At 47.8% G+C, this 20,506-nt stretch carries 18 protein-coding genes; 10 read left to right on the forward strand and 8 right to left on the reverse strand.

Going from position 1 to position 20,506, the window contains the following annotated elements; translation table 11 throughout:
* Positions 1–849, reverse strand: a complete 849-nt coding sequence (locus tag GV64_RS06235) for an AraC family transcriptional regulator (RefSeq protein ID WP_020580981.1) — start codon at positions 847–849, stop codon at positions 1–3.
* Between the two features lie 223 nt (positions 850–1,072).
* Between GV64_RS06235 and GV64_RS06240 the strand changes: the two genes are divergently transcribed.
* From GV64_RS06240 to GV64_RS23640, 3 genes are read left to right on the forward strand one after another with little or no spacing between them, the layout of a single operon-like run.
* Positions 1,073–3,538 carry a DMSO/selenate family reductase complex A subunit gene (locus GV64_RS06240; RefSeq protein ID WP_020580980.1) on the forward strand — a complete coding sequence of 822 codons (2,466 nt, stop codon included), beginning with the start codon at positions 1,073–1,075 and terminating at the stop codon, positions 3,536–3,538.
* A gap of 2 nt (positions 3,539–3,540) precedes the next feature.
* Positions 3,541–4,161: a DMSO/selenate family reductase complex B subunit gene (locus GV64_RS06245; RefSeq protein ID WP_020580979.1), complete on the forward strand. Its 621-nt coding sequence runs from the start codon at positions 3,541–3,543 to the stop codon at positions 4,159–4,161.
* Between the two features lie 2 nt (positions 4,162–4,163).
* Positions 4,164–4,967, forward strand: a complete 804-nt coding sequence (locus GV64_RS23640; protein ID WP_051087771.1) for a dimethyl sulfoxide reductase anchor subunit family protein — start codon at positions 4,164–4,166, stop codon at positions 4,965–4,967.
* 191 nt (positions 4,968–5,158) lie between these two features.
* Here GV64_RS23640 and GV64_RS06255 read toward each other — a convergent pair whose 3' ends face one another.
* Positions 5,159–5,638 carry a DM13 domain-containing protein gene (locus tag GV64_RS06255; protein ID WP_020580977.1) on the reverse strand — a complete coding sequence of 160 codons (480 nt, stop codon included), beginning with the start codon at positions 5,636–5,638 and terminating at the stop codon, positions 5,159–5,161.
* A 257-nt stretch (positions 5,639–5,895) separates the two neighbouring features.
* Between GV64_RS06255 and GV64_RS06260 the strand changes: the two genes are divergently transcribed.
* Together GV64_RS06260 and GV64_RS06265 are read left to right on the forward strand one after the other, a co-directional pair.
* The gene (locus GV64_RS06260) at positions 5,896–7,038 is read left to right on the forward strand and encodes an efflux RND transporter periplasmic adaptor subunit (RefSeq protein ID WP_081622023.1); all 1,143 of its coding nucleotides are present in this window, start codon (positions 5,896–5,898) and stop codon (positions 7,036–7,038) included.
* Positions 7,039–7,047: 9 nt separating this feature from the next.
* Positions 7,048–10,107, forward strand: a complete 3,060-nt coding sequence (locus tag GV64_RS06265; protein ID WP_236632922.1) for an efflux RND transporter permease subunit — start codon at positions 7,048–7,050, stop codon at positions 10,105–10,107.
* On the opposite strand, the gene GV64_RS06270 is transcribed toward GV64_RS06265, so the two are convergent.
* Positions 10,102–10,536: an ImmA/IrrE family metallo-endopeptidase gene (locus GV64_RS06270; RefSeq protein ID WP_020580974.1), complete on the reverse strand. Its 435-nt coding sequence runs from the start codon at positions 10,534–10,536 to the stop codon at positions 10,102–10,104. The two genes, GV64_RS06265 and GV64_RS06270, sit on opposite strands and share 6 nt — an antisense overlap.
* 128 nt (positions 10,537–10,664) lie before the next feature.
* Between GV64_RS06270 and GV64_RS06275 the strand changes: the two genes are divergently transcribed.
* Positions 10,665–11,093: a secondary thiamine-phosphate synthase enzyme YjbQ gene (locus tag GV64_RS06275; RefSeq protein WP_020580973.1), complete on the forward strand. Its 429-nt coding sequence runs from the start codon at positions 10,665–10,667 to the stop codon at positions 11,091–11,093.
* A 160-nt stretch (positions 11,094–11,253) separates the two neighbouring features.
* Positions 11,254–11,499, forward strand: coding sequence for a hypothetical protein (locus GV64_RS06280; protein WP_020580972.1), 246 nt, complete (start codon positions 11,254–11,256; stop codon positions 11,497–11,499).
* Between the two features lie 202 nt (positions 11,500–11,701).
* On the opposite strand, the gene selD is transcribed toward GV64_RS06280, so the two are convergent.
* Positions 11,702–12,739, reverse strand: coding sequence for a selenide, water dikinase SelD (selD, locus tag GV64_RS06285; RefSeq protein WP_248630885.1), 1,038 nt, complete (start codon positions 12,737–12,739; stop codon positions 11,702–11,704).
* A gap of 232 nt (positions 12,740–12,971) precedes the next feature.
* Between selD and GV64_RS06290 the strand changes: the two genes are divergently transcribed.
* Positions 12,972–13,457: a hypothetical protein gene (locus tag GV64_RS06290; protein ID WP_020580970.1), complete on the forward strand. Its 486-nt coding sequence runs from the start codon at positions 12,972–12,974 to the stop codon at positions 13,455–13,457.
* Positions 13,458–13,521: 64 nt separating this feature from the next.
* Here GV64_RS06290 and GV64_RS06295 read toward each other — a convergent pair whose 3' ends face one another.
* The gene (locus GV64_RS06295) at positions 13,522–14,049 is read right to left on the reverse strand and encodes a DUF2878 domain-containing protein (protein WP_020580969.1); all 528 of its coding nucleotides are present in this window, start codon (positions 14,047–14,049) and stop codon (positions 13,522–13,524) included.
* A 2-nt stretch (positions 14,050–14,051) separates the two neighbouring features.
* Complete coding sequence (locus tag GV64_RS06300; protein ID WP_020580968.1) at positions 14,052–15,467, reverse strand: aminotransferase-like domain-containing protein; 1,416 nt, start codon at positions 15,465–15,467, stop codon at positions 14,052–14,054.
* 169 nt (positions 15,468–15,636) lie between these two features.
* On the opposite strand from GV64_RS06300, the gene GV64_RS06305 reads away from it, so the two are divergent.
* Entirely contained in the window at positions 15,637–16,239 is a 603-nt protein-coding gene (locus tag GV64_RS06305) for a LysE family translocator (protein WP_020580967.1), read from the forward strand.
* 86 nt (positions 16,240–16,325) lie between these two features.
* Here the strand turns inward: GV64_RS06305 and GV64_RS06310 are convergent, their stop codons facing one another.
* Positions 16,326–17,399 (reverse strand): ShET2/EspL2 family type III secretion system effector toxin, encoded by a 1,074-nt coding sequence (locus GV64_RS06310; protein ID WP_020580966.1) that lies wholly within the window; start codon positions 17,397–17,399, stop codon positions 16,326–16,328.
* Between the two features lie 273 nt (positions 17,400–17,672).
* Positions 17,673–19,253, reverse strand: coding sequence for a threonine ammonia-lyase, biosynthetic (gene ilvA, locus GV64_RS06315; protein ID WP_020580965.1), 1,581 nt, complete (start codon positions 19,251–19,253; stop codon positions 17,673–17,675).
* 154 nt (positions 19,254–19,407) lie between these two features.
* On the opposite strand from ilvA, the gene rpiA reads away from it, so the two are divergent.
* A complete protein-coding gene (gene rpiA, locus GV64_RS06320; RefSeq protein WP_020580964.1) occupies positions 19,408–20,082 on the forward strand; it encodes a ribose-5-phosphate isomerase RpiA in 675 nt (224 codons plus the stop codon).
* Positions 20,083–20,506: the final 424 nt, after the last annotated feature.

A 20,506-nucleotide genomic window follows, 5' to 3' on the forward strand; every position in this document is an offset into this window, starting at 1 on the left:
CTATATTTTCCGCTGATAGCGACCTGGGGTGATTCCCATCGCCTGTTTGAAACGTTCGATAAATGCACTCTCGCTGGAAAAACCGACACTGAGCGCAGTCGTGGCCACGGATTCTCCGAGAGCCAGCAGTCTGAGTGCTGCAACGAGACGAAGGCGATTTCGCCAGTCCCGAAACGGTATGTTGATATCCAGCTGGAAAGCCCGGGACAGTGTTCGTGTACTGATGCAAAGATCTTCAGCAAATGCTTCCAAATTTCGGTTATCTGCCGGGTTTTCGATAAGATCTCGCTCGATTTTCTGTATCCGTAGATCACTGGGTAACGGCAGGTTAATGACTGGTGTATTGGCAAAAGACAACTGATCAATAATGACACTGATTAAACGGCCATCGGGTCCGGCTTCATCGTAATCCTTTGGTATATTGGCCGCATGTCGAAGCATTTCCCTCAGCATTGGTGAGATATCAACAAAACAACAGCTTTCGGGAGAGTGATTCAGTACCTGACTGTGCAGGAACAGACTGCGCATTTGCACGACACCGTGCATTTTAACCTGATGAAGCGTCCCTGCTGGAATCAATACCCCTTTTTCCGGTGTTGCTACCCAGATTGAGTCGGTAGTGCGAAGGTGAATAACGCCGGTTGATGGGTAAATTAACTGCACGCGTTCATGGTGATGCCAGCCGAGTAAATAACCGTTGGCATAGTCAACCTGCATGGGCACCACGTTCCGGTTGCTCTTTTTGATTTCATTCTCAAGAGGCAGAAATCCTTCTGGAGAGATCGGAAAGCAGCGTGTCCTGTTTTCGGTGTTTATTGGCGTATTAACAGGTATTTTCTTTGCGCCCATTCAATACACTCCCCCAAAAAAACACGGTTTAAACGCAAAAGTTATTTTTAGTAAATGCCATGACAACCCGGTTAATAAATACGTGTGTTTGCGTATTTGTGACAAGGTACCAATGGCTTTCGGTGTTGAATCGTTATGGGCCTGTCGGACTTAACCGGACTTTTTCGCGGTAGATCAGAGTTAAGTCCAACAGGCTCCTGGATTTGGGGAAGGGATCAGCAGCGTGGCAGAAGACAGACATAGAATAAAAACGGCCTCTGACCGTTTTTGTGGAGATGGAATCAGCCGTCGGACATTATTGAAAAGCAGTGCCCTTGCCGGTGGCGCAGGGCTTGTGATGGCTGGCTTACCGTTCCAGAGCATTGCCAAAGAGGACAAAAAGCAGATGCCAGACAGGCAGACCAGAGAGGTCTGGAGTTCCTGTATGGTGAACTGTCAGAGCCGCTGCCCGATCAAGTATCACGTTGAGGATGGTGTGATTGTCCGTTGTGAAACGGACAGCTCCGGTGATGATAAATACAGTGAGCACCAGGTGAGAGCCTGTCTGCGAGGTCGTTCCAGCCGGCGTCGTATTTATAACCCGGATCGCCTGAAGTACCCCATGAAGCGTGTTGGGAAACGGGGTGAAGGAAAGTTCGAACGGATCAGCTGGGATGAGGCCTTTGATACGATCGTTGATGCCTTGAAGCGAACCAAAGCGCAATATGGCAACGAGGCAATTTATATCAATCGTGCCACAGGCCTTATGGGGGCGACACTGGCAGCATCATCCCCGCCTGCTAACTCCCAGTTTGCCCAGTTGATGAACCTTTGGGGTGGCTGGCTGAATCACTATGGTACCTACAGTACTGCCCAGATACGCTCCGCATTTCCAACCCTGTATGGCGACCGTAAAGCGAACGGCATTACTGATATTGCCAATACCCGTCTGTATGTTGTGTTTGGCCATAATCCGGCAGAAACCCGAACCGGTGGCGGCGGTGTGATGTATCACCTGGAACAGGCGCGGAAGAAACACAGTGTGCGCATGATTGTTATCGACCCCCGTTATACCGATACCTGTCTGGGGAAAGAGGATGAATGGGTGCCGATCCGCCCCGGAACGGATCCGGCTCTGATTGCCGGCATGGCCCATGTGATGATCCGCGAAAATCTGGTGGACCAGCATTTTCTGGATACTTACTGCATGGGGTACGATCACAAGACCCTGCCAGAAGGTGTGCCAGCTAATAGTGATTATAAGTCGTATATTCTGGGCAAAGGCCCAGATGGTCTTGAAAAGACCCCACAGTGGGCTGAGCAGATTACCGGTATTCCTGCGGAGCGCATTACCAAGCTGGCTCGGGAAATCGCCATGGCCAAACCGGCACATATCACCCAGGGTTGGGGGCCGCAGCGTCAGGCCAACGGTGAGCAGAGTGCGCGCGCCATCGGCATGCTGGCCGCCCTGACCGGTAATGTCGGTATTCCGGGAGGAAACTCCGGCCATACTGAGTCGAGCTACGACAGTGGCTACCCGGGTTTCCCAGGCACCGCTAACCCGGTCAAGACCAGCATCTCGGTGTTCACCTGGATGGATGCCATTCTGGATGGCGAGAACATGACGGCTACCAATGCGGGCGTCCGTGGTAAGGATCAACTGGGGGTGCCCATCAAGTTCTTCTGGAATTATGCCGGCAATATCATCTGTAACCAGCACTCAGATATTAATAACACCCATAAGGTTCTACAGGACGAAACCCGCTGTGAAATGATAGTGGTGATTGATAACCATATGACCAGCAGTGCACGGTTTGCCGATATTCTGTTGCCGGATGTGTCTACCGTTGAGCGTGAAGACATCGCGGTGCCAGATAACCCGGGCAATATGGATTACCGGATTTATTGCTCTCAGGTGATTGAGCCGATGTTTGAGTGCAAAAATATTTATGAAATCTGTACTGAGCTGGCCAAACGACTGGGTATTGAAAAGGAATATACCCAGGGTAGAAATGAGTGTGAGTGGCTTAAACATATTCACGCTCTGGCCGGTGAGGCAATTCCCGGACTGCCAGCGTTTGATGAATTCCGGGAGCTGGGGATTATCAAATTTCCGAACAGAGGGCATGCGGCAGTTGCCTTCAAGGACTTCCGGGAAGATCCGGTTAAGCATCCATTGAAAACCCCGTCGGGCAAAATCGAGATCTACTCCCAGGTTCTTGCTGAAGCGGCAGCAACCTGGACGCTGCCGGAAGGCGATGTCATCAAACCGCTGCCGGAATATGTCCGAAGCTATCGGGGATTTGATGATCCGCTGACGAAACAGTTCCCTCTGCAGATGATTGGCTACCATACGAAATCCCGGGTTCACTCGACCTACGATAACGTTGATATCCTCCGGGAGGCTCTGCCAGACAAGCTGTGGATGAATCCTGTGGATGCAGAACAGCGTGGTCTGTTACATGGACAAAGGGTTGAGGTGTTTAACGACAAAGGAAGGCTGCTTGTACCACTGAAAGTCACAAGTCGTATTATGCCTGGCGTTTGTGCACTGCCAGAAGGTTCCTGGTACCGGCCGGATCGAATCGGTCTTGACCGGGGGGGCTGTATTAACACTCTGACTTACTGGGGGCGTCCATCGCCATATGCTAAGGGTAACCCTCAGCACACCAATCTGGTTGAAGTCAAAGCCTGGCAGAAGGGGGCCTGAACATGGGCAAGCAATACGGATTCTTTATCGATACGAACAAATGCACCGGTTGCAACACCTGCCGGATCGCCTGCAAGGATTTTTTTGACCTGCCACTGGGTGTGAATTTTCGACGGGTTTATGAATATGAAGGGGGGAGTTGGGCCAGGCAGGACGATGGGTGGTATCCGGATATTTTTGCCTATTACGTCTCTATTTCCTGTAACCACTGTGAAGAACCCGCCTGTGTTTCTGCCTGTCCCACCGGTGCTATGCACAAACGGGGGGAAGATGGGCTGGTGGCGGTGAATCAGGATATATGCGTTGGCTGTCGTTATTGTGAGATGGCCTGTCCTTATGGTGCCCCTCAATACAACGCTGAGAAAAAGGTAATGAGCAAGTGTGATGGTTGTTTTGCTCGCATCCCCATGGGACGAAAGCCTGTGTGTGTGGAAGCCTGCCCAATGCGTGCTATTGAGTTCGATACCCTGGAAAACCTGCGTAGCAAACATGGGGATCTGGCCGATATCGCGCCATTACCCATAGCTGAGAAGACCACGCCATCCCTGGTTATTCGGGCTAACCGTATGGCACGCCCGACCGGTGATACCAGCGGCAATCTGCAGAACCCAATGGAGGTATGATCATGGAAAATCTGTCTTTGGTCGTCTTTACGGTGCTGGGGCAGGGTGCAGCGGGCATGGCCTTTGTTCTTGCATTACAGGGGCTTTCTCGAAAAGAGCCACCTGGCGGCAGGCTGACGGTAAGTTATAGCGTAATGATCGTGCTTCTTGGCATTGCGGGTATGGCCTCTCTTTTGCATCTGGGCCAGCCATTTCGTGCGATCAATGTTCTGGGCGGTCTGGCACACGGGTCGCCTTTGAGCTGGGAAATTGTCTCGGTGGCGCTGTTTGGAGCCATTGCTGCTTTAGTTTCCATGTTGCATATAAGGCGTCATCCACTGGCCAATAACCGGGTTTTGCAGGTTACCACTGCCATAGCAGGACTGGTCATGGTTTTTACCATGAGCCGTGTCTATAACCTGCATACAGTGGATCCCTGGTTCAGTATATGGACACCTGTTCAGTTTATGATGACCAGTCTGGTTCTCGGATTTGCCTCAGTGATTACTCTGGATGCGATGCACTCTACGGGAATGCAGTGGATGAGGGTTGGTGTAACCGTTAGCGCTCTGTTGACCTTTATGAGTATTCCATTGTTTGTTCTGTTTCTTGGCAGTCTGCCGGGCATGACAACGATACTTGCAGATAATGGTTTAACGATGGCCCGTTGTGCCTTGCTGGCAGTGGGGGCGTTATTACTGGGAATGCCATTGGTGAATAGAAAATATATACCTGCTTGCAGCATTGCAGGTGTGGCCTGTCTGGTCGCCTCAGAACTGGCAGGACGGGTGATGTTCTATGATCTTTTGGCCTTCCGTATTCTTTGATAAATATCAGCTCAACAGTGTTACGGCCTCCAGAGGCATTAAGATTATAATGACGTGATAACAGAAGCTGACAATAGCCACAGTGTATCAAGCCCCTCAGTATCTTGGATCAAGGTCTGGGGGCATTAGATTTTTCGTGTCTCTGTGGTTTTTTCTAGCAGGCTTAGTTGCTTATTTAGTGATTGGTGAGCTTAGGGTTGATAGGTCCCGGAAGTAATAAACTGACCAAAAGCTTCGCACCAGATGATGACCGTATTGTATTTGGCCGGATCAATGGTTGCTGGCAGTGGGATAAGAAAGTTATCAAAGGTTTTGATATCGCCAACCCTCATCATCTCTGATTTGTGTTGGTTAAAGGCGGCTTCCGTTTCAATAAAAACCGGTGACAGGTACAGCTTGTAGTCGGGGCCGGGAGCCAGCTTGCCAGTGAAACTGATGGAATCCCTGTTAATGCTGAACTCGCCCTCTCCCCAATGGAGCTGATCACTGTCTTTCCGATCCCTGATAAACTCACCCTGGAATCGCTGGCTCTTGCGGCTGTCTTCAATAACAGAAACTGATGGGGCATCGGGAGCAGTCAGAATAGGCAGCAGGTAAATACCGGCGGCAAAGCCTATCAGAAGGCAAAGGCAGTGAGAGACGGCTAATAACAGTAATCGAGAGACTTTCATGGTAAAGACTCGGAAGTATTTCGGGCTTTAGTACGGTTGATTATAGGTCGGCAAAGGCACACAACTATTTATACCATCGCCTTTAACGCTTATGTTGATGAGGCCTGTGGCTATTGCAGAAGGTTGTTCACCGTTAGTTTGGAGAGAAAATAGTGTAAACTGAGTCGATTGTCCTGAATGGTTTATAACGATAATGCAGTGGAAAGCTGCTCGAATTTCCATCTCGGATAACAATAAGAAAGCGCTTTGGAGCCGTCATGAGAACTATGAACTTTCGCCGCTGGTGTATTACGCTCGTTGTTTCGCTTTTGATCTTTGCCGGACTTGCCTCTTTTAAGGTACTGCAGATACGCAGTGCGATTGCCTTTGCCGAATCATTCCCTGAGCACTCTGAAACCGTTGAATATCAGGCAGTTGATCTTGTTGAGTACACGCCTGAAGTGAAGGTGATTGGTGAAGCCGTATCCCCGCAGCGTGTCGAACTGACGAATGAGCTGCCCGGGCGTATTGTTAAGGTAGGCTTTGCCTCTGGTGGAGAGGTTCAGAAAGGACAGCTTCTGCTTCAGCTGGATACCAGTGAAGAAAGGGCTCAGCTTAAGTCAGCCGTTGCCAGGGCTGAACTGGCAAGGCTGGCTTATCAGCGGATTGCCAATTTGCGCAAAACCAATGCCGCCAGTCAGTCCCAGCTGGATGAGGCCAAATCTGAACTCAGTATAGCCAATGCGGATATTGATGCACTGAAAAGCACTATTCAAAAGAAAAAGATCGTAGCGCCATTCAGTGGTCGGGTGGGAATTCACCGATTGGAAGCGGGTAACTTTCTTCAGGGAAGTACAGCCATTACCACGCTTGTTGGCAATCCCGGCTATATCTGGATTGATTTCAACCTGCCTCAGTTTTACAGCGATGTTGTGGTTGGCTCTCCCGTCAGAATCAGACTGCTTCAGAATAATGCAAATGTAGCGGATGCTGGTACTGGAGAGTTTGAGGGTAAGATCGTTGCTCTGGACACGACCATTTCCTCAAGCTCCAGAAGTCGGCGCTATCGAGCTAGAGTGGACGGTGATTTACTGTCGTTTATGCATAATGCGGTGGTTGAGGTTCATGTGCCAGTAGGGGCCAGTGAAATGGTTGAAGCAGTGCCAGCTCTGGCCATTCAGCAGGACACGCTGGGGCAGTATGTATATCGGCTTGATAAAGATCCCGATGCAGATGGGTTTCGTGCTTATCGCCAGGATATTACAACCGGTGATCGGCTGGGTGACAAGGTGGTAGTGAAGTCCGGTCTTGATCAAGGTGCTCGAATTGCCACCGTGGGGGCTTTTAAACTGAAGCCCGGCGTTCTGGTTTACGGCGGTCAGAGTGGTTCTGACCGCTCATCGACTACGTCTGTACAGTAAGTGGGGTGAATGATGGATATATTTGTCAGACGTCCTGTGCTGTCGTTGGTGATTTCTCTGGTTCTTCTGATTGCTGGAGCTGTAGCGGTGCAGAAAGTTCCAGTACTGCAGTTTCCCGAGATTGAGAGCTCCTCTCTGGTGATTACCACAGAGTATCGCGGTGCCTCAGCGGATGTGGTTCAGGGGTTTGTTACTGAGCCTATTGAGCGAATAGCTATGACCATTCCGGGAGTGGACTATGTAGACTCCAATACCACCGCGGGCATCAGCCGGGTTACGGCCTGGTTGAAACTGAATGAAAACAGTACTTCCGCCCTTGCTGAACTGACGGCCCGTTTGAATCAGATCAGTTACGAACTGCCCGATGAAGCGGATGATCCATCCATTGCAGTAGAAAGAACAGACCGTCCGGCAGCTGTCTTTTATTTGAATGTTCGAAATGAGCACTGGAGTCGTGCTCAGCTGACTGACTATCTGGAACGCCATGTAACGCCATTGCTGACGTCTATCAGCGGTGTTCAACGGGTAGGGCTGGAAGGCGGCCGCAACCCTGCCATGCGTATCTGGCTGGACCCGGTCAGGATGTCGGCAATGAACCTGGGGGCTGGTGAGGTTCTGGCAGCGCTGCGTGCCAATAATATTATTGCTTCCCTGGGCAAGACAGAAAATGACCGTCAGCAGGTGAACCTGCAGAGCAATGCAACTCTGCGTGAGGTCAGTGACTTTCAGCAGCTGGTTCTGGCCCGGCGTGATGGCGCTATTATACGTCTTGGCGATATTGCTGAAGTCGTCATGGGCGAAGACCGGGGTACGGTCTCAGCCAGAATTAATAAAACCACGACCGTTTTTATCTCTATATGGCCAATGCCGGGGGCTAACGAGATATCCATTGGTGATGAGGTTTATCGTCGGCTGGACAAAATCAACCCTACCTTACCCCAGGGTATGGAGATTGAGATCAGCTATGATGGCACGGCTTATATGCGCAAGGCTCTGAAGGAGATTGTGGTTACTCTCGCTGAAACGATCATCATTGTCGGGCTGGTTGTTCTGGCGTTGATGGGGGCCTTTCGTACGGCACTGGTGCCACTGGTGACCATTCCTATTTCGATTCTCGGTTGTATTGCCATCATGTGGCTGGTGGGCTTTTCCCTGAATCTTTTGACCATACTGGCCATCGTTTTGTCAGTCGGTCTGGTCGTGGACGACGCCATTGTCGTGGTTGAGAACGTTGCACGACATATGCGGGAGGGGAAATCGCGATTAGAGTCTGCATTACTGAGTTCAAGAGAACTGTTGAAACCGATTATTGGCATGACACTGACGCTGGCGGCTGTTTATGCCCCCATCGGTTTTGTTTCCGGCTTAACCGGCAGCCTGTTCAGAGAGTTTGCTTTTACGCTTTCTGTTGCGGTGCTGATTTCTGGCGTGGTGGCTATCACGTTGTCGCCGGTTATGAGCAGTTGGGTGTGTCCTGAAAAAGGGCGTGAGAACCGCTATACACTGAAAGTAAACCAATTCTTTGATCGTTTGCGACAGGTTTATGGGCGTGGGCTGGACTCGGTCTTTCAATGGCGAAACCAGGTGCTTTTTCTGTCGGTTTTTCTCTCATTATTAATCGCCCCGCTCTATCTGTTTTCCGCCAAAGAGCTGGCACCTGTGGAGGATCAGGGCAGTATTAATATTGTCGTTGAGTCTCCCCCGGATGCTTCCATTGTCTATACCGATCAGCACATGAATGGGGTTATCGACTCATTAGGTTTTTTACCTGGTGTTGAATTGATTTGGCAGGTCATCTCTTCTGAAGGTGGTTTTGGTGGTATTGAGTTTGTTGATTATGCACAACGATCCCAGAGTGTGCATGAGATGCTTCCTGCTGTGTTTGGAACCTTGTCAGGAGAGCCAGGCTTAAAGGTTTTCCCAATACTGTTTTCCTCTTTACCGACCGCCGGTCAGTTCGATGTGGAATTGGTGGTGCAGGCTCCTGATGATTATTCGGAGATGGAAAAATACGCGGGCCAGTTGATACAGGCTGCTTATAAGAGTGGTCAGTTTATGTTTGTGAATACCGATTTACAGATAAATTTGCCCGAGACTCGTCTGGTATTTGACCATAATCGTATTGCTGACCTTGGTATGACGGTCGCTGAGGTGATCGAACAACTGAGTGCGTTACTTTCTGAACAGGATGTGAATCGCTTTAATGCTTCTGGGAAGGCTTATCGGGTGATACCTATGGTCCTGTCAGAAGGGCGGAATAATCCTGAGCAGCTTTTGGACTTTACTCTTCGAACCTCTGCTGGAGAGCTTGTGCCTTTGAGAGCCGTAGCAAGCCTTGAAAATATCACCAGCCCGAGAGTAATGGGTAAGTTCAACCAGCAGCGCTCATTCCGGATTCTTGGTGGTGTCTTGCCTGGTACCACGAATGATCAGGCACTGGCAACACTTGAGACAGCTGCTCTGGATATTTTGCCAGAGACGTACACCGTCGACTATGCCGGTGTTTCCAGACAGCTTCGTCAGGAAGGTAACAGTATGTTTTCTGTACTGGTGATGGCTCTGGCAGTGGTTTATCTATTACTGGCAATACAGTTTAACAGCTTCCGTTCTCCTCTGGTCGTTCTGCTTGGCTCTGTACCATTAGCGCTTTTTGGCGGATTGTTGTTCAGCTTTACTGGTCTGACCACGGTGAATATTTATGCCCAGATTGGCTTTATTACACTGGTTGCACTGGTTGCCAAAAACGGGATTTTGATTACCGAGTTTGCCAATGAACTTCAGTTTAAGGGCTACCAGAAGATGGAGGCTATTCGAGAAGCAGCCAAGATTCGCCTTCGACCTGTGTTGATGACCACTGCTGCTACCGTACTGGGGCACTTTCCACTGGTATTGGTCACTGGTGCAGGGGCTGAAGCGAGAAACAGTATCGGTATTATTCTGGTAGCGGGTATGCTGATTGGTACGTTTTTCACGCTTTTTGTTTTGCCTTGCGTCTATCTCTGGCTGGGTGAAGGCTATAAACAGCATGTCAGTGACCTGGGGGCAGAGCAGCAGTCTCAAAGCCTATGAGGCTTCAGTTGTTGGTTTCTGGCAGAAATGTTTTGTATAAAATTTGATGGCGAGGGGGATGCTCAGTCTAAACGCCTCGTCCTCAAAGCTCCTTTCCATATAGTGCTTTTGGAACTCTGTAATCTTGATCTGTTTGTTTTCGAGTTGTCTTACATGTACTAGTTCGTGAGCCATAGTGATACGGACTTCACTGGGTTCAAGTCCATTGGAAAGGACTATCCGATAATTTCCATTCTTCAGTGGAAGTGTATAACCCAGCATATTGGGTTCGGGCATTCTCAAGTACAGATACTCAATACGAACATCTGGATTAATGCCTAACTCTTTCAAGTAAAAACTCTGCATATCCAGAAATGTGCACCCTGAAGAGTTAAGTTCACCACTATACATTGCTTTGACCGGTAGTGATGCAATAACCCACAAGAGCATAGGAATGTATCGGATCGTGTTCACAGTAACCTGTCTTTTATCGTTTAAAGTGCCATCATAGATAAACCGACATTTATCCTTTAATGGCTGACAGGTTTCTATCGGCATTTTTGAGTGAGGGTTTAATCATGTGGCTACAGAAGCAGGTGCAGCTCCCCACCTATCAGCGTGGTTTTCACCTTATCACTGAAGAAATTACAAGAAATTTGCCTGAGTTGGCGCAATGCAAAACAGGCTTGTGTCACGTATTTATACAGCATACTTCCGCATCACTGACATTGAATGAGAATGCTGATCCCAATGTGCGTCATGATATGGAAACATTCAGTAATCATTATATTCCTGAAAATGAAGAGTATTTTTTGCACATAATAGAAGGCAGTGATGATATGCCAGCGCACATTAAATCCAGCCTGTTTGGTGCCGATGTAATGATTCCGATTACCAACGGTTCACTGGCCCTGGGCACCTGGCAGGGGGTTTGGTTGGGAGAGCACCGTGACCGTGGAGGAAATCGAAACCTAATCATCACTTTACAAGGTGATGCATATGCGTAATTATAAATTTCAGGTATTAACAGATCATTACTTATAAGGAGGCATAAACCGAACTGGCATTTTATGAATGCTGGACTATAACTATAAAATCGGAATATGAAGTTAAATATAACATATTGGAGCAGAAGCTCCGATAACCAGTACATTAGAGGACTTAGCTATGGCACGGAGAAAGCCGAGTAAAGCTGCTGCTGGTTTTGATGGTGTTGATATCGGTTTTTTAGGAAGTCGTGATGAGCCCGCTGAAGAGCGGACGGTTGAATCGCGCAAAAAACTGAGAGCCAGTCTTGATGCCCAGATCGAAGCCTTCCTTAAAAACGGTGGAGAGATCGAAGAGGTTCAATCAAATATTACAGCAGACCCACCGAAAAAACCCTCCGGTGAGTACGGTAATCGACCTATTTAACATAAATTTAAAGCCCGGTTTCCACCGGGCTTTTTTTATACACATGGATGTGCTGTATCCTGAAAATGCAGGCGCAATTTTCAGGGAATACACAGGGACGTACTGTATCCCAGAAACGCAGGAGCGGTTTCTGGGGTGTATACATGGATGCAGGAGCTAGAGTAACGCAAGGGCAGTTACCGGGGAGTGCTTTCCGGGTATATCAAACCACCTCTACCCATTTGCCACCGTCGTATGGTGAGAGTTCTCCAATAGCTTCAAGGGATAGCCCAAACCTCTCAGCCACAGTATGAAAGGCTTCATCCATAGATGGGTCTACTGCAACCAGAAGGCCACCACTGGTTTGAGGGTCGCAAAGAATATGTTTTTGTGATTCTGTAATTTCAGCAGCCTTATGACCATAGCTGGCGAAGTTTCTTTCCGTCCCTCCTGGAACACAGCCTTGCTGACGGTACAGTTCTACATGAGGCAGGAGAGGGAGTTTATCGGTATAGAGAGTGGCCTTAACCTTACTGCCTTCACAGACCTCCAGAAGATGGCCGAGCAGGCCAAAGCCTGTAACGTCGGTGATTGCACTGATACCGTTGAGCAATGATAAATCTGCGCCCATTGTATTCAGAGTACACATTGAATCACGTGCGATATGTTGATGCTCATCTTTCAGTTGCTTCTTCTTCTGTGCGGTAGTGAGGATACCGACACCTAATGGCTTGGTAAGATAAAGCTTATGGCCTGCCTGGGCCTGGTCATTTCTTTTCAAATGTTCAAGAGGTACACGACCCGTCACTGCAAGCCCGAAGATGGGTTCAGGTGCATCAATACTGTGGCCTCCTGCTAGAGGTATGCCCGCATCAGCACAAGCCTGACGACCACCGTCTACTACTTGTGCGGCAACTTCTGCCGGCAATTTATTAACCGGCCAGCCCAGAATGGCGATAGCCATTATGGGAGTGCCACCCATTGCATAAATATCACTGATTGCATTGGTTGCAGCAATCCGGCCAAAGTCGAATGGGTCATCCACGATGGGCATAAAAAAATCAGTGGTACTGATGATCCCCTCGCCATTTCCCAAGTCGACAACGGCAGCATCGTCCTTACTTGAATGGCCGACGATAAGATTTGGGAATTCGGGAAGAGAAAGGTTTGTTTTCAGAATGCCATCAAGTACCTGTGGCGAAATTTTACATCCGCATCCTGCACCATGGCTGTATTCTGTAAGCTTCAGATCCATCATCAGTACTACCCCTGAGCTAACGCATTAAATCAGGCTACTTTAGCACTGGGAGAACTTTCGTTAAATGTTTGCGGGCTGCTACTGACGAACACTTGCAGACATGAATCAAAAAACAGAGGTTTCTAATGTTATATCTCTGTGATAAAAGGTATTGGGAGAGCTTGAAAAGTATCTCGGATCAAGTTAACCCGAAACGAAAAAATAATAGAGAAAATTGATGGATTAGGAGAATCGGATGGGAGCGCTAATTTTGCCTTGTTCTTCTATCGATGAGTTGCTGAACAGCCAGTCAGCAGCATTACAGCAGTGGTTTTCCAGTGGTGGCCATAAAATTGATGGCCTTCTGGTTCGCAAATTTCCTTCCTGGCTCGAACCTGAGCAGTTTATTAAAGCAGGTGCGGGTGTGCGATTTGATACTGCATGCTTTCGCTTGATGATGTGCAGCAAGCGGGACATCTGGCGAGTGAGTGTGGAAATGGTGTTTCATACTGAACCCAGGACAATGGAAGACGGCTCTAAAGCAGGGCCCGGAATACTGTTCTGTGTGGTAGATGACGAAGGAAAGAGTGTTCCTGTGGATTATTACGCCGTTACTGTCCCACCGTCAGTAGAATCTATTACGCCTCAACAGTGGTGCAGCTACTGGTTCCGGAAACTGGCCAAAAGTCATCATCTGAATCGCATTTTTGCGTATAAGGAATTTGAAACGGAGATTGATTAAGTGCTGTCTTCTGCGGCTTTAGAATGAAAACTGCAGAAGAAGCGGTATGGTTCTGGCCGTATGCTTAGCTTTTTGCTTTATTCAGCCAGGCCTGAGAGAAGGACTGGAGCAAAGGGACGATGACTGCCCAGATAATTGCCAGAGTTACCAGAGTTTGCCATAAGGGCTGAGCTAGAGTGACGTCCGTTAGTTTTGCTCCTGCCAGATAACTTAATGGCCCACCAAGCAGTCCAAGTATAGCCCCGTAAAACTTGTGACGCCTTGACCAGTCAAGGCTGTGCCGGAGTGTTGTAGCAAATATCAGCCAGAGGCAGGCTAACCAAAGGGGTAAGATACGTCCGTCATCGTTTAATTGAGAGCTGAATTGCAGGATTTTCAGGTTGCCGAGAAAGCTGTCAACCGCGCAGCCAAGTAAAAACGTGATGGCTAGCAGCTGCTTTTCCTTTTGCCAGCTTCCTATCCATGTGAGATGGATAAAAAGAATAATAGCTGTTGCTGCCAGAGCAATGGTATTTCCCCCAAGGACACAGGCAAACCAACCTGCCTGGAATAATAAATAGTTAATAATCAGCTTTGTTTTGTCATTGGCCATTATCAGAAAACCAGAGGGCGATAGATCGGTTCTAATTCTACGGTTAGCATATCTCGAATAGTTTCTAGTGCAAACTGAACTTCATTGTCACTGCCCGGGCTACTGATGCAGAGGCGTACGGCCTGCGGTGCGGCACTGCTGCCAACAGCAAATAGCTCTGACTGAAGTACTTTAATCTCCTTCTGTTGTAACTGTCGTACAAAGGTTTCTGCTCGCCAGGGTTCTGGAAGTTGTAGCCAGCCATGGAAGCTGTAGGATTGGCCCTGTATCTTCAGAGGTTTCAGTAACTGATGCATTAACGTCTGACGTCTGGCAATGACTTCGGTCTGCCATTGGATGAGTTGCTGGGCAATACCAGATTCAATCCACTCGCTTACAACTTCAGCCATGAGTGGTGGTGGAACCCAGCAATCACTGCGCATAGTCATAATCAGTCGTTCTTTCAGGTGAGAAGGATAACAAAGAAAACCGGTTCTGAGTCCTCCGGAGAGAGTCTTTGAAAAACTACTACTGTAGATTACCAGATCGGGGGCAAGGCTATAGAGCGAGGTAAGTCGTTTATCTGAAGTAACAAACTGCACATCATCTTCGAGAATCAAAAGGTTATATTTACGGGCTACTGCAATGATTTTCTCTCGCCTTTCAAGTGGCATGACAACAGCTGTCGGGTTTTGCAGAGAGGGCATCAGGTAGAGTAGTTTTGGGCGGTGCTGTTGGCAGCATTGCTCAAGCGCTTCCGGAATAAGACCATGCTCATCCATTGGCAGGCCAATATGATGCGTTTGCCACTGTCGAGCAGCGTTGATAAAGCCAGGGTAAGTAAGGGCCTCAGAAACTATGGTATCTCCCGGGCGTGTAGCAGCCTGCAGGGCCATCATATTAGCGTGCTGCCCACCATTGGTGATTAAAATATTGTCTGGGTTTGCCTGAATGGAAAGTGCTGAGAGCCAGTCAGATATAATACTTCGGTGTCTTGGAAGCCCGGTCTCAGGAAGATAATCCAGCAGTGAACACATCCGTGCAGAGTTGGCTGCAATGGTGTTCAACGTTTCAGCAAGGAGAGCTTCTCTTGGTGCCGGAGCCTGAAGTGTCAGACTCATATCGATCAATGATGTCTCTGATTTTTGAGGAACGTTGAATTGCGCCTGTTGCCAGACTTTTCCCGTGACAAATGTACCGCTACCTACTCTGGCGGTAATTAATCGTCGTCTTTCTGCTTCAGCGTACCCCCGGGTAATAGTACCAACAGTAACGCCCAGTGAATCTGCCAGCCAGCGGTGAGTCGGTAGTTTATCTCCGGTATTTAATGATCCCCCTTTAATTGCCTGCTCAATAGCATCAGCCAAAGCCATATATTTGGAGCCAGAGTGAACTGACAGGTTGGGGAGCCATTGTGAAGCATTTTTCTTTTTGTTCATTGTTTTTATTAGGTTTGATAAGCCGGTTAATTTGTCATGGTGACAATTTATCAATTGAACTCTTTTTTGTCATTCTATCATACTGGTATCAAGCCTTGATTGCTCGAATGATACAATTGTATGGGTTCAATTTGTGAGGCTTTAATAGAATGATGCCGAGAAAATAAAAATGAATGAGATAGAGATACTCTGGTTACCCTTGGTAACGTTTGCTTTGAGCTCCAGTATTACCCCCGGGCCGAATAACATTATGCTGGCGGCCAGTGGTGTGAACTACGGTTTTACCCGAAGTATTCCTCATATGCTGGGGGTCTCTATTGGGTTCTTTATTCTGTTTCTGGCTGTTGCTTTTGGGTTGGGTAATGTTTTTGAAATGTATCCACAGCTTCAGACTGCTTTGAAGTATGCAGGGTCTATTTATCTATTGTGGTTGGCATGGAAGATTGCTACGGCTGCCAGCGCTTCAGAGCAGGCTATCAGTAAAAGGCCGATGACTTTTCTTCAGGCCATCAGCTTTCAGTTTGTGAATGTGAAAGCCATGATGATGGCCATCAGTAGTGCTGTTGTTTTTACACTGCCTGGAGATAACTACACGGTTTCTGCTTTACTGGTAGGCGTTATATTTACTCTGATCAATCTGCCTTGCTGCTCAGCCTGGGTGGTTTTTGGCTCAGGACTGAAGCGCTTTCTGAGAAATGAGCAAAGCCTGAAAGCTTTCAATTGGTCTCTGGCTTCATTAACGGCCGCTTCGGTTGTGCTGTTTTATGTTTGAGAAATCTACTCATGAGTTTGTCTATAAACGAGGCTGTTAAACCCGATTTATAGACAAATGTCTGGTGCGATAGGTAGGCTGTGATTTTATCTGCCAATACCCCTTCCTCTTCTTTTCCTGAATGTTTCATGATTATCGTGGCCTGGCAGGGGATACATGCCGAATTCGGAAGGTGTTGTGCCAATACACTGAACATCACACTCCTCAACGGATTCTTTTCTATCGCCAATATTGACCAAGCCGGCATCTCCAATATGATCTGATTTCAAATCTTTTGTGGTGATATAGGCAGCAAGATCAGGCTCTGACAAAAGGAAGGTTTTATGCCTTAGGGTATCATTGGGTTCATAGAAAATGACCTTCATACAACCATCCTGCTTCTTCAGCCTTAAGGCCATCGAGTGTTTTTTTGTATCAAATAAGAAGTTCTTTTCTGCACCGTCAGAAATTCCCCAGTATTTACTTACCAGCCTATTAAGTGCTTCAGAAAACTTTCCTTCACGGAAATAGTATCCATCTGCAAAATGGGATTGAGTTTTATTTAGGGTATTTGATCCATCTGGATGATAGTGAGCCGATACACATGGAGTATTGGATGTATTAGCAAAAGTTGATCGTATTTTTTCGCGTGAATCTATGGTTGCGAAAGTATCTTTTCCACGACCAAAAACCTTTGTGGCATAAGCCCAGGAGAAATGTCGGCAGACTATTTTTTTTCCAGGTGCTTCAGCATCACCACTAGAGCGGCAGGCTGCTCCATTCAGGTTGGATGGGAACCAGGGATTATCGGAGAAATACATGGGTATGGCCGCAACACTACCATCCTGCTTGAAAGCAAGTTTAACCTGAAGCTTGCGACCTTCATGATCCAGTTTAGTCACCTTATCAGAAACATAGCTGCTTGAGCTCTTGCAGGCTGAGGGGATGCTGATGCTATAAGCACTTAATGGTTTATGGAGTACCTTGGAGAACCATGCATTTGGATGTTTTTCCACAAGCTTAGGCGTTGTTTTGTCAACAACGCTGACTGAATAGCCACCGAAAAAGGCCTTGATACCATTAACAAGGGTTTTTATGGCTCTGACAACCAGCCATGAGTCTGAATGTTTATGCCACGAATGTGACAGGGCGGGGAATACGCCAAGCTTGATTTGGTCCATTATGACTATCCTTAGACTGTTTTTTAATTGTGATTATTTAAATTTCATACCCACCAATACAATGAGTACAAAATGGTTAAAAAGTTCAATAGTAGTTTCGCTAGACAGGGAATTTCTTATTGCAGGTAGAATGGTGTTCAAGAAGGTGTATTTAATTGGTTGTACTGATATTTGGCTTTATAGTTGTATGTTTTAAAAGACTTTATTCTATAAGCTGGGAGAGTCGATCTCCTGATTAGAGGGTATCTAATCTGAAGACCGATTTCACCAAAATCAGTCCCCCAAAAACGCTTTATAAGCTTCATTGTCATTTTCAGACCAGTAGCGATAGCCAATGGCATCAAGGTATTCTGGAATATGCTGATGCTCTTCTTCAGGAACATCCAGGCCTACCGCAACCCGTCCATAGGCAGCTCCGTGATTACGATAGTGGAACATCGTGATATTCCAACGTTGACCCAGTTTGCTCAGGAAATTCAACAAGGCTCCAGGACGTTCCGGGAATTCAAAGCGGTAAACCTGCTCATTTTTTACGGCTTCGCTATGCCCGCCCACCATATGCCGAACATGGAGTTTGGCCATTTCATTATCGGTCAGGTCTACAACGGGGTAGCCGTGCTGCTGGAGTTCATTAACCAGCCGGTCGATTGGCATCTGATCCGGGTGAACCTGAACACCAACAAATATTCTGGCTTTTTCCGGGTTGTGGAAGCGATAGTTAAACTCGGTGATATTGCGGCGACCCAGAAGTTCACAGAATTGCTTAAAGCTGCCAGGCTTCTCGGGAATGGTAACCGCTATGATCGCTTCCCTTTTTTCCCCCAGTTCAGTCCGCTCTGAGACATAGCGCAAACGGTCAAAGTTGATGTTTGCACCGCTGTCTACTGCCAGCAGAGTTTGCCCTTGAATCTTTTCACGGGTCACATATTTCTTCATGCCTGCGATACCCAGAGCGCCAGCAGGTTCGCAGACAGAACGAGTATCATCAAAAATATCTTTGATTGCAGCACAGATTTCATCAGCTGTGACGGTGATGACTTCGTCAATGCACTCCTGACAGATCCGGAAAGTCTCTTCACCAATCTGTGCTACAGCTACACCATCTGCAAAAATACCCACATGGGGAAGAATGATTCGCTCGCCTGCCTCCAAGGCTGCTTTCAAGCAGGCGGATTCTTCAAACTCAACACCGATGGTTTTTACTTCAGGTCGCAGGTATTTGATGTAGGCACTTATACCGGCAGCCAGACCACCACCACCGACAGGAATGAAAACTGCGTCCAGAGGTCCGGTATGCTGGCGCAAGATCTCCATGCCAATAGTGCCTTGGCCGGCAATGGTATCGATATCATCATAAGGGTGAATAAAGGTATAACCATGCTCTTTAACCAGCTCAAAAGAGTGAGCCAGTGCCTGATCAAAGGCATCTCCATGGAGTACGACCTCGGCACCATAAGCCCGAACTGACCTGACCTTGATCTCGGGTGTAGTGACTGGCATGACTATAGTGGCCTTGATGCCCATCTCCCGGGAGGCAAGAGCGACTCCCTGAGCGTGATTACCGGCAGAAGCAGCAATGACTCCACGATCTTTTTCTTGTGCAGTGAGCTGGGCCAGTTTGTTGTATGCGCCCCGAATCTTGAAGGAGAACACGGGTTGCAAGTCTTCTCGCTTCAGGAGAACCTGATTATTCAGGCGCTGGCTAAGGAAGCGAGCCTCATCGATGGGGGTTTCTATGGCGACATCATAGACCCGGGCTTCCAGTATTTTTCGAATATAACGGTGTGGCATGCTGTCCTGCTGGTGTTTACGGTTAGCTTTTATTGAGTTCAGGCAGTGCTGCGAATCCCTCATTCTATAGGAATAAGCCTCAGGATGGCACTCATCCAATTTGGCTGAAAATGGTGTAGTATATTGCGCGTTTTCAGCCCGACGGCCCGTCTCTGAATTAAGTGGCTCTCAACTCAATAGCCTCGTAATTAACCGCTCAGTATTAACAGGTATACCCATGAACCAGGATCAGCTTAAGAAGGCCACTGCCGAAGCCGCACTGCAATACATCCTGCCCCATCTTGAAAAAGATATGGTAATTGGCATTGGTACTGGCTCTACTGCGCGCTTTTTTATTGATGCACTGGCTGAATACAAAGACGACTTTGATGGTTGCGTATCAAGCTCAGAGGCTTCTACGGAGCAATTGAAGAGCCACGGGATTCCTGTCTATGACCTGAACACGGTATCTGAGCTTCGCTTTTATATTGATGGTGCTGATGAAACCAATGAGCATCTGCATCTGATTAAAGGTGGTGGTGCAGCATTAACACGGGAAAAGATTATTGCAGCGGTTGCTCAGGAATTTATCTGTATAGCTGATGAAAGCAAGGCTGTTGGTGTACTGGGAGAGTTTCCTCTGCCAGTAGAAGTGATACCCATGGCTCGCAGTTATGTCGGTCGCGAGTTGGTCAAACTGGGTGGTGATCCTGCTTATCGTGAAGGTGTTGTGACTGACAATGGCAACATGATTCTGGATGTCTGGAATATGAAGATAATGAACCCGGTGGAACTGGAGCAGAAGATTAATAGTATTGTTGGTGTGGTGACCAATGGTCTATTTGCAAATCGTCCTGCTGATGTGTTGCTGCTGGGCACAAAAGATGGCGTAAAAACACTGACAGCCAAGTGATAATCGAGCCCGAAAAAAAGCTGGGTTTACCCAGCTTTTTGTCTTCATAAGTCTAATTATAAGGCATGTCCAAGCAGGAAATGCAGAGCTACCAGAACCAGACCTAAAGGCGCTATAAGAAAGATCAGTTCCGATAGTGTGAGCGGGTTTTCTTTATCATGTTCCCTTTTCATAATGGCCTCACACGTATTACCCAGCCTGATTTTTATCCCTCTAACAGACTAACGTTAGCCCTCCAGACAATGCGTAGCCTTTAGACTTTGGTAGGTGTATTGCGCTGTTTTCGTAAAAAAAGCGTAATATTTGGCTGGAATGAATAGAAAAAATCCTTAATATAGCCATTGCTAATAATAAAAATGCTTGGCGACCACCGTTGAGCTGAATCTGTGGCTCAGGCTTGAGTTTCGGGGGAGGACTTCTCCTT

Origin of the sequence: Endozoicomonas elysicola (assembly GCF_000710775.1) — a bacterium.
Classification (GTDB): Bacteria; Pseudomonadota; Gammaproteobacteria; order Pseudomonadales; family Endozoicomonadaceae; genus Endozoicomonas; species Endozoicomonas elysicola.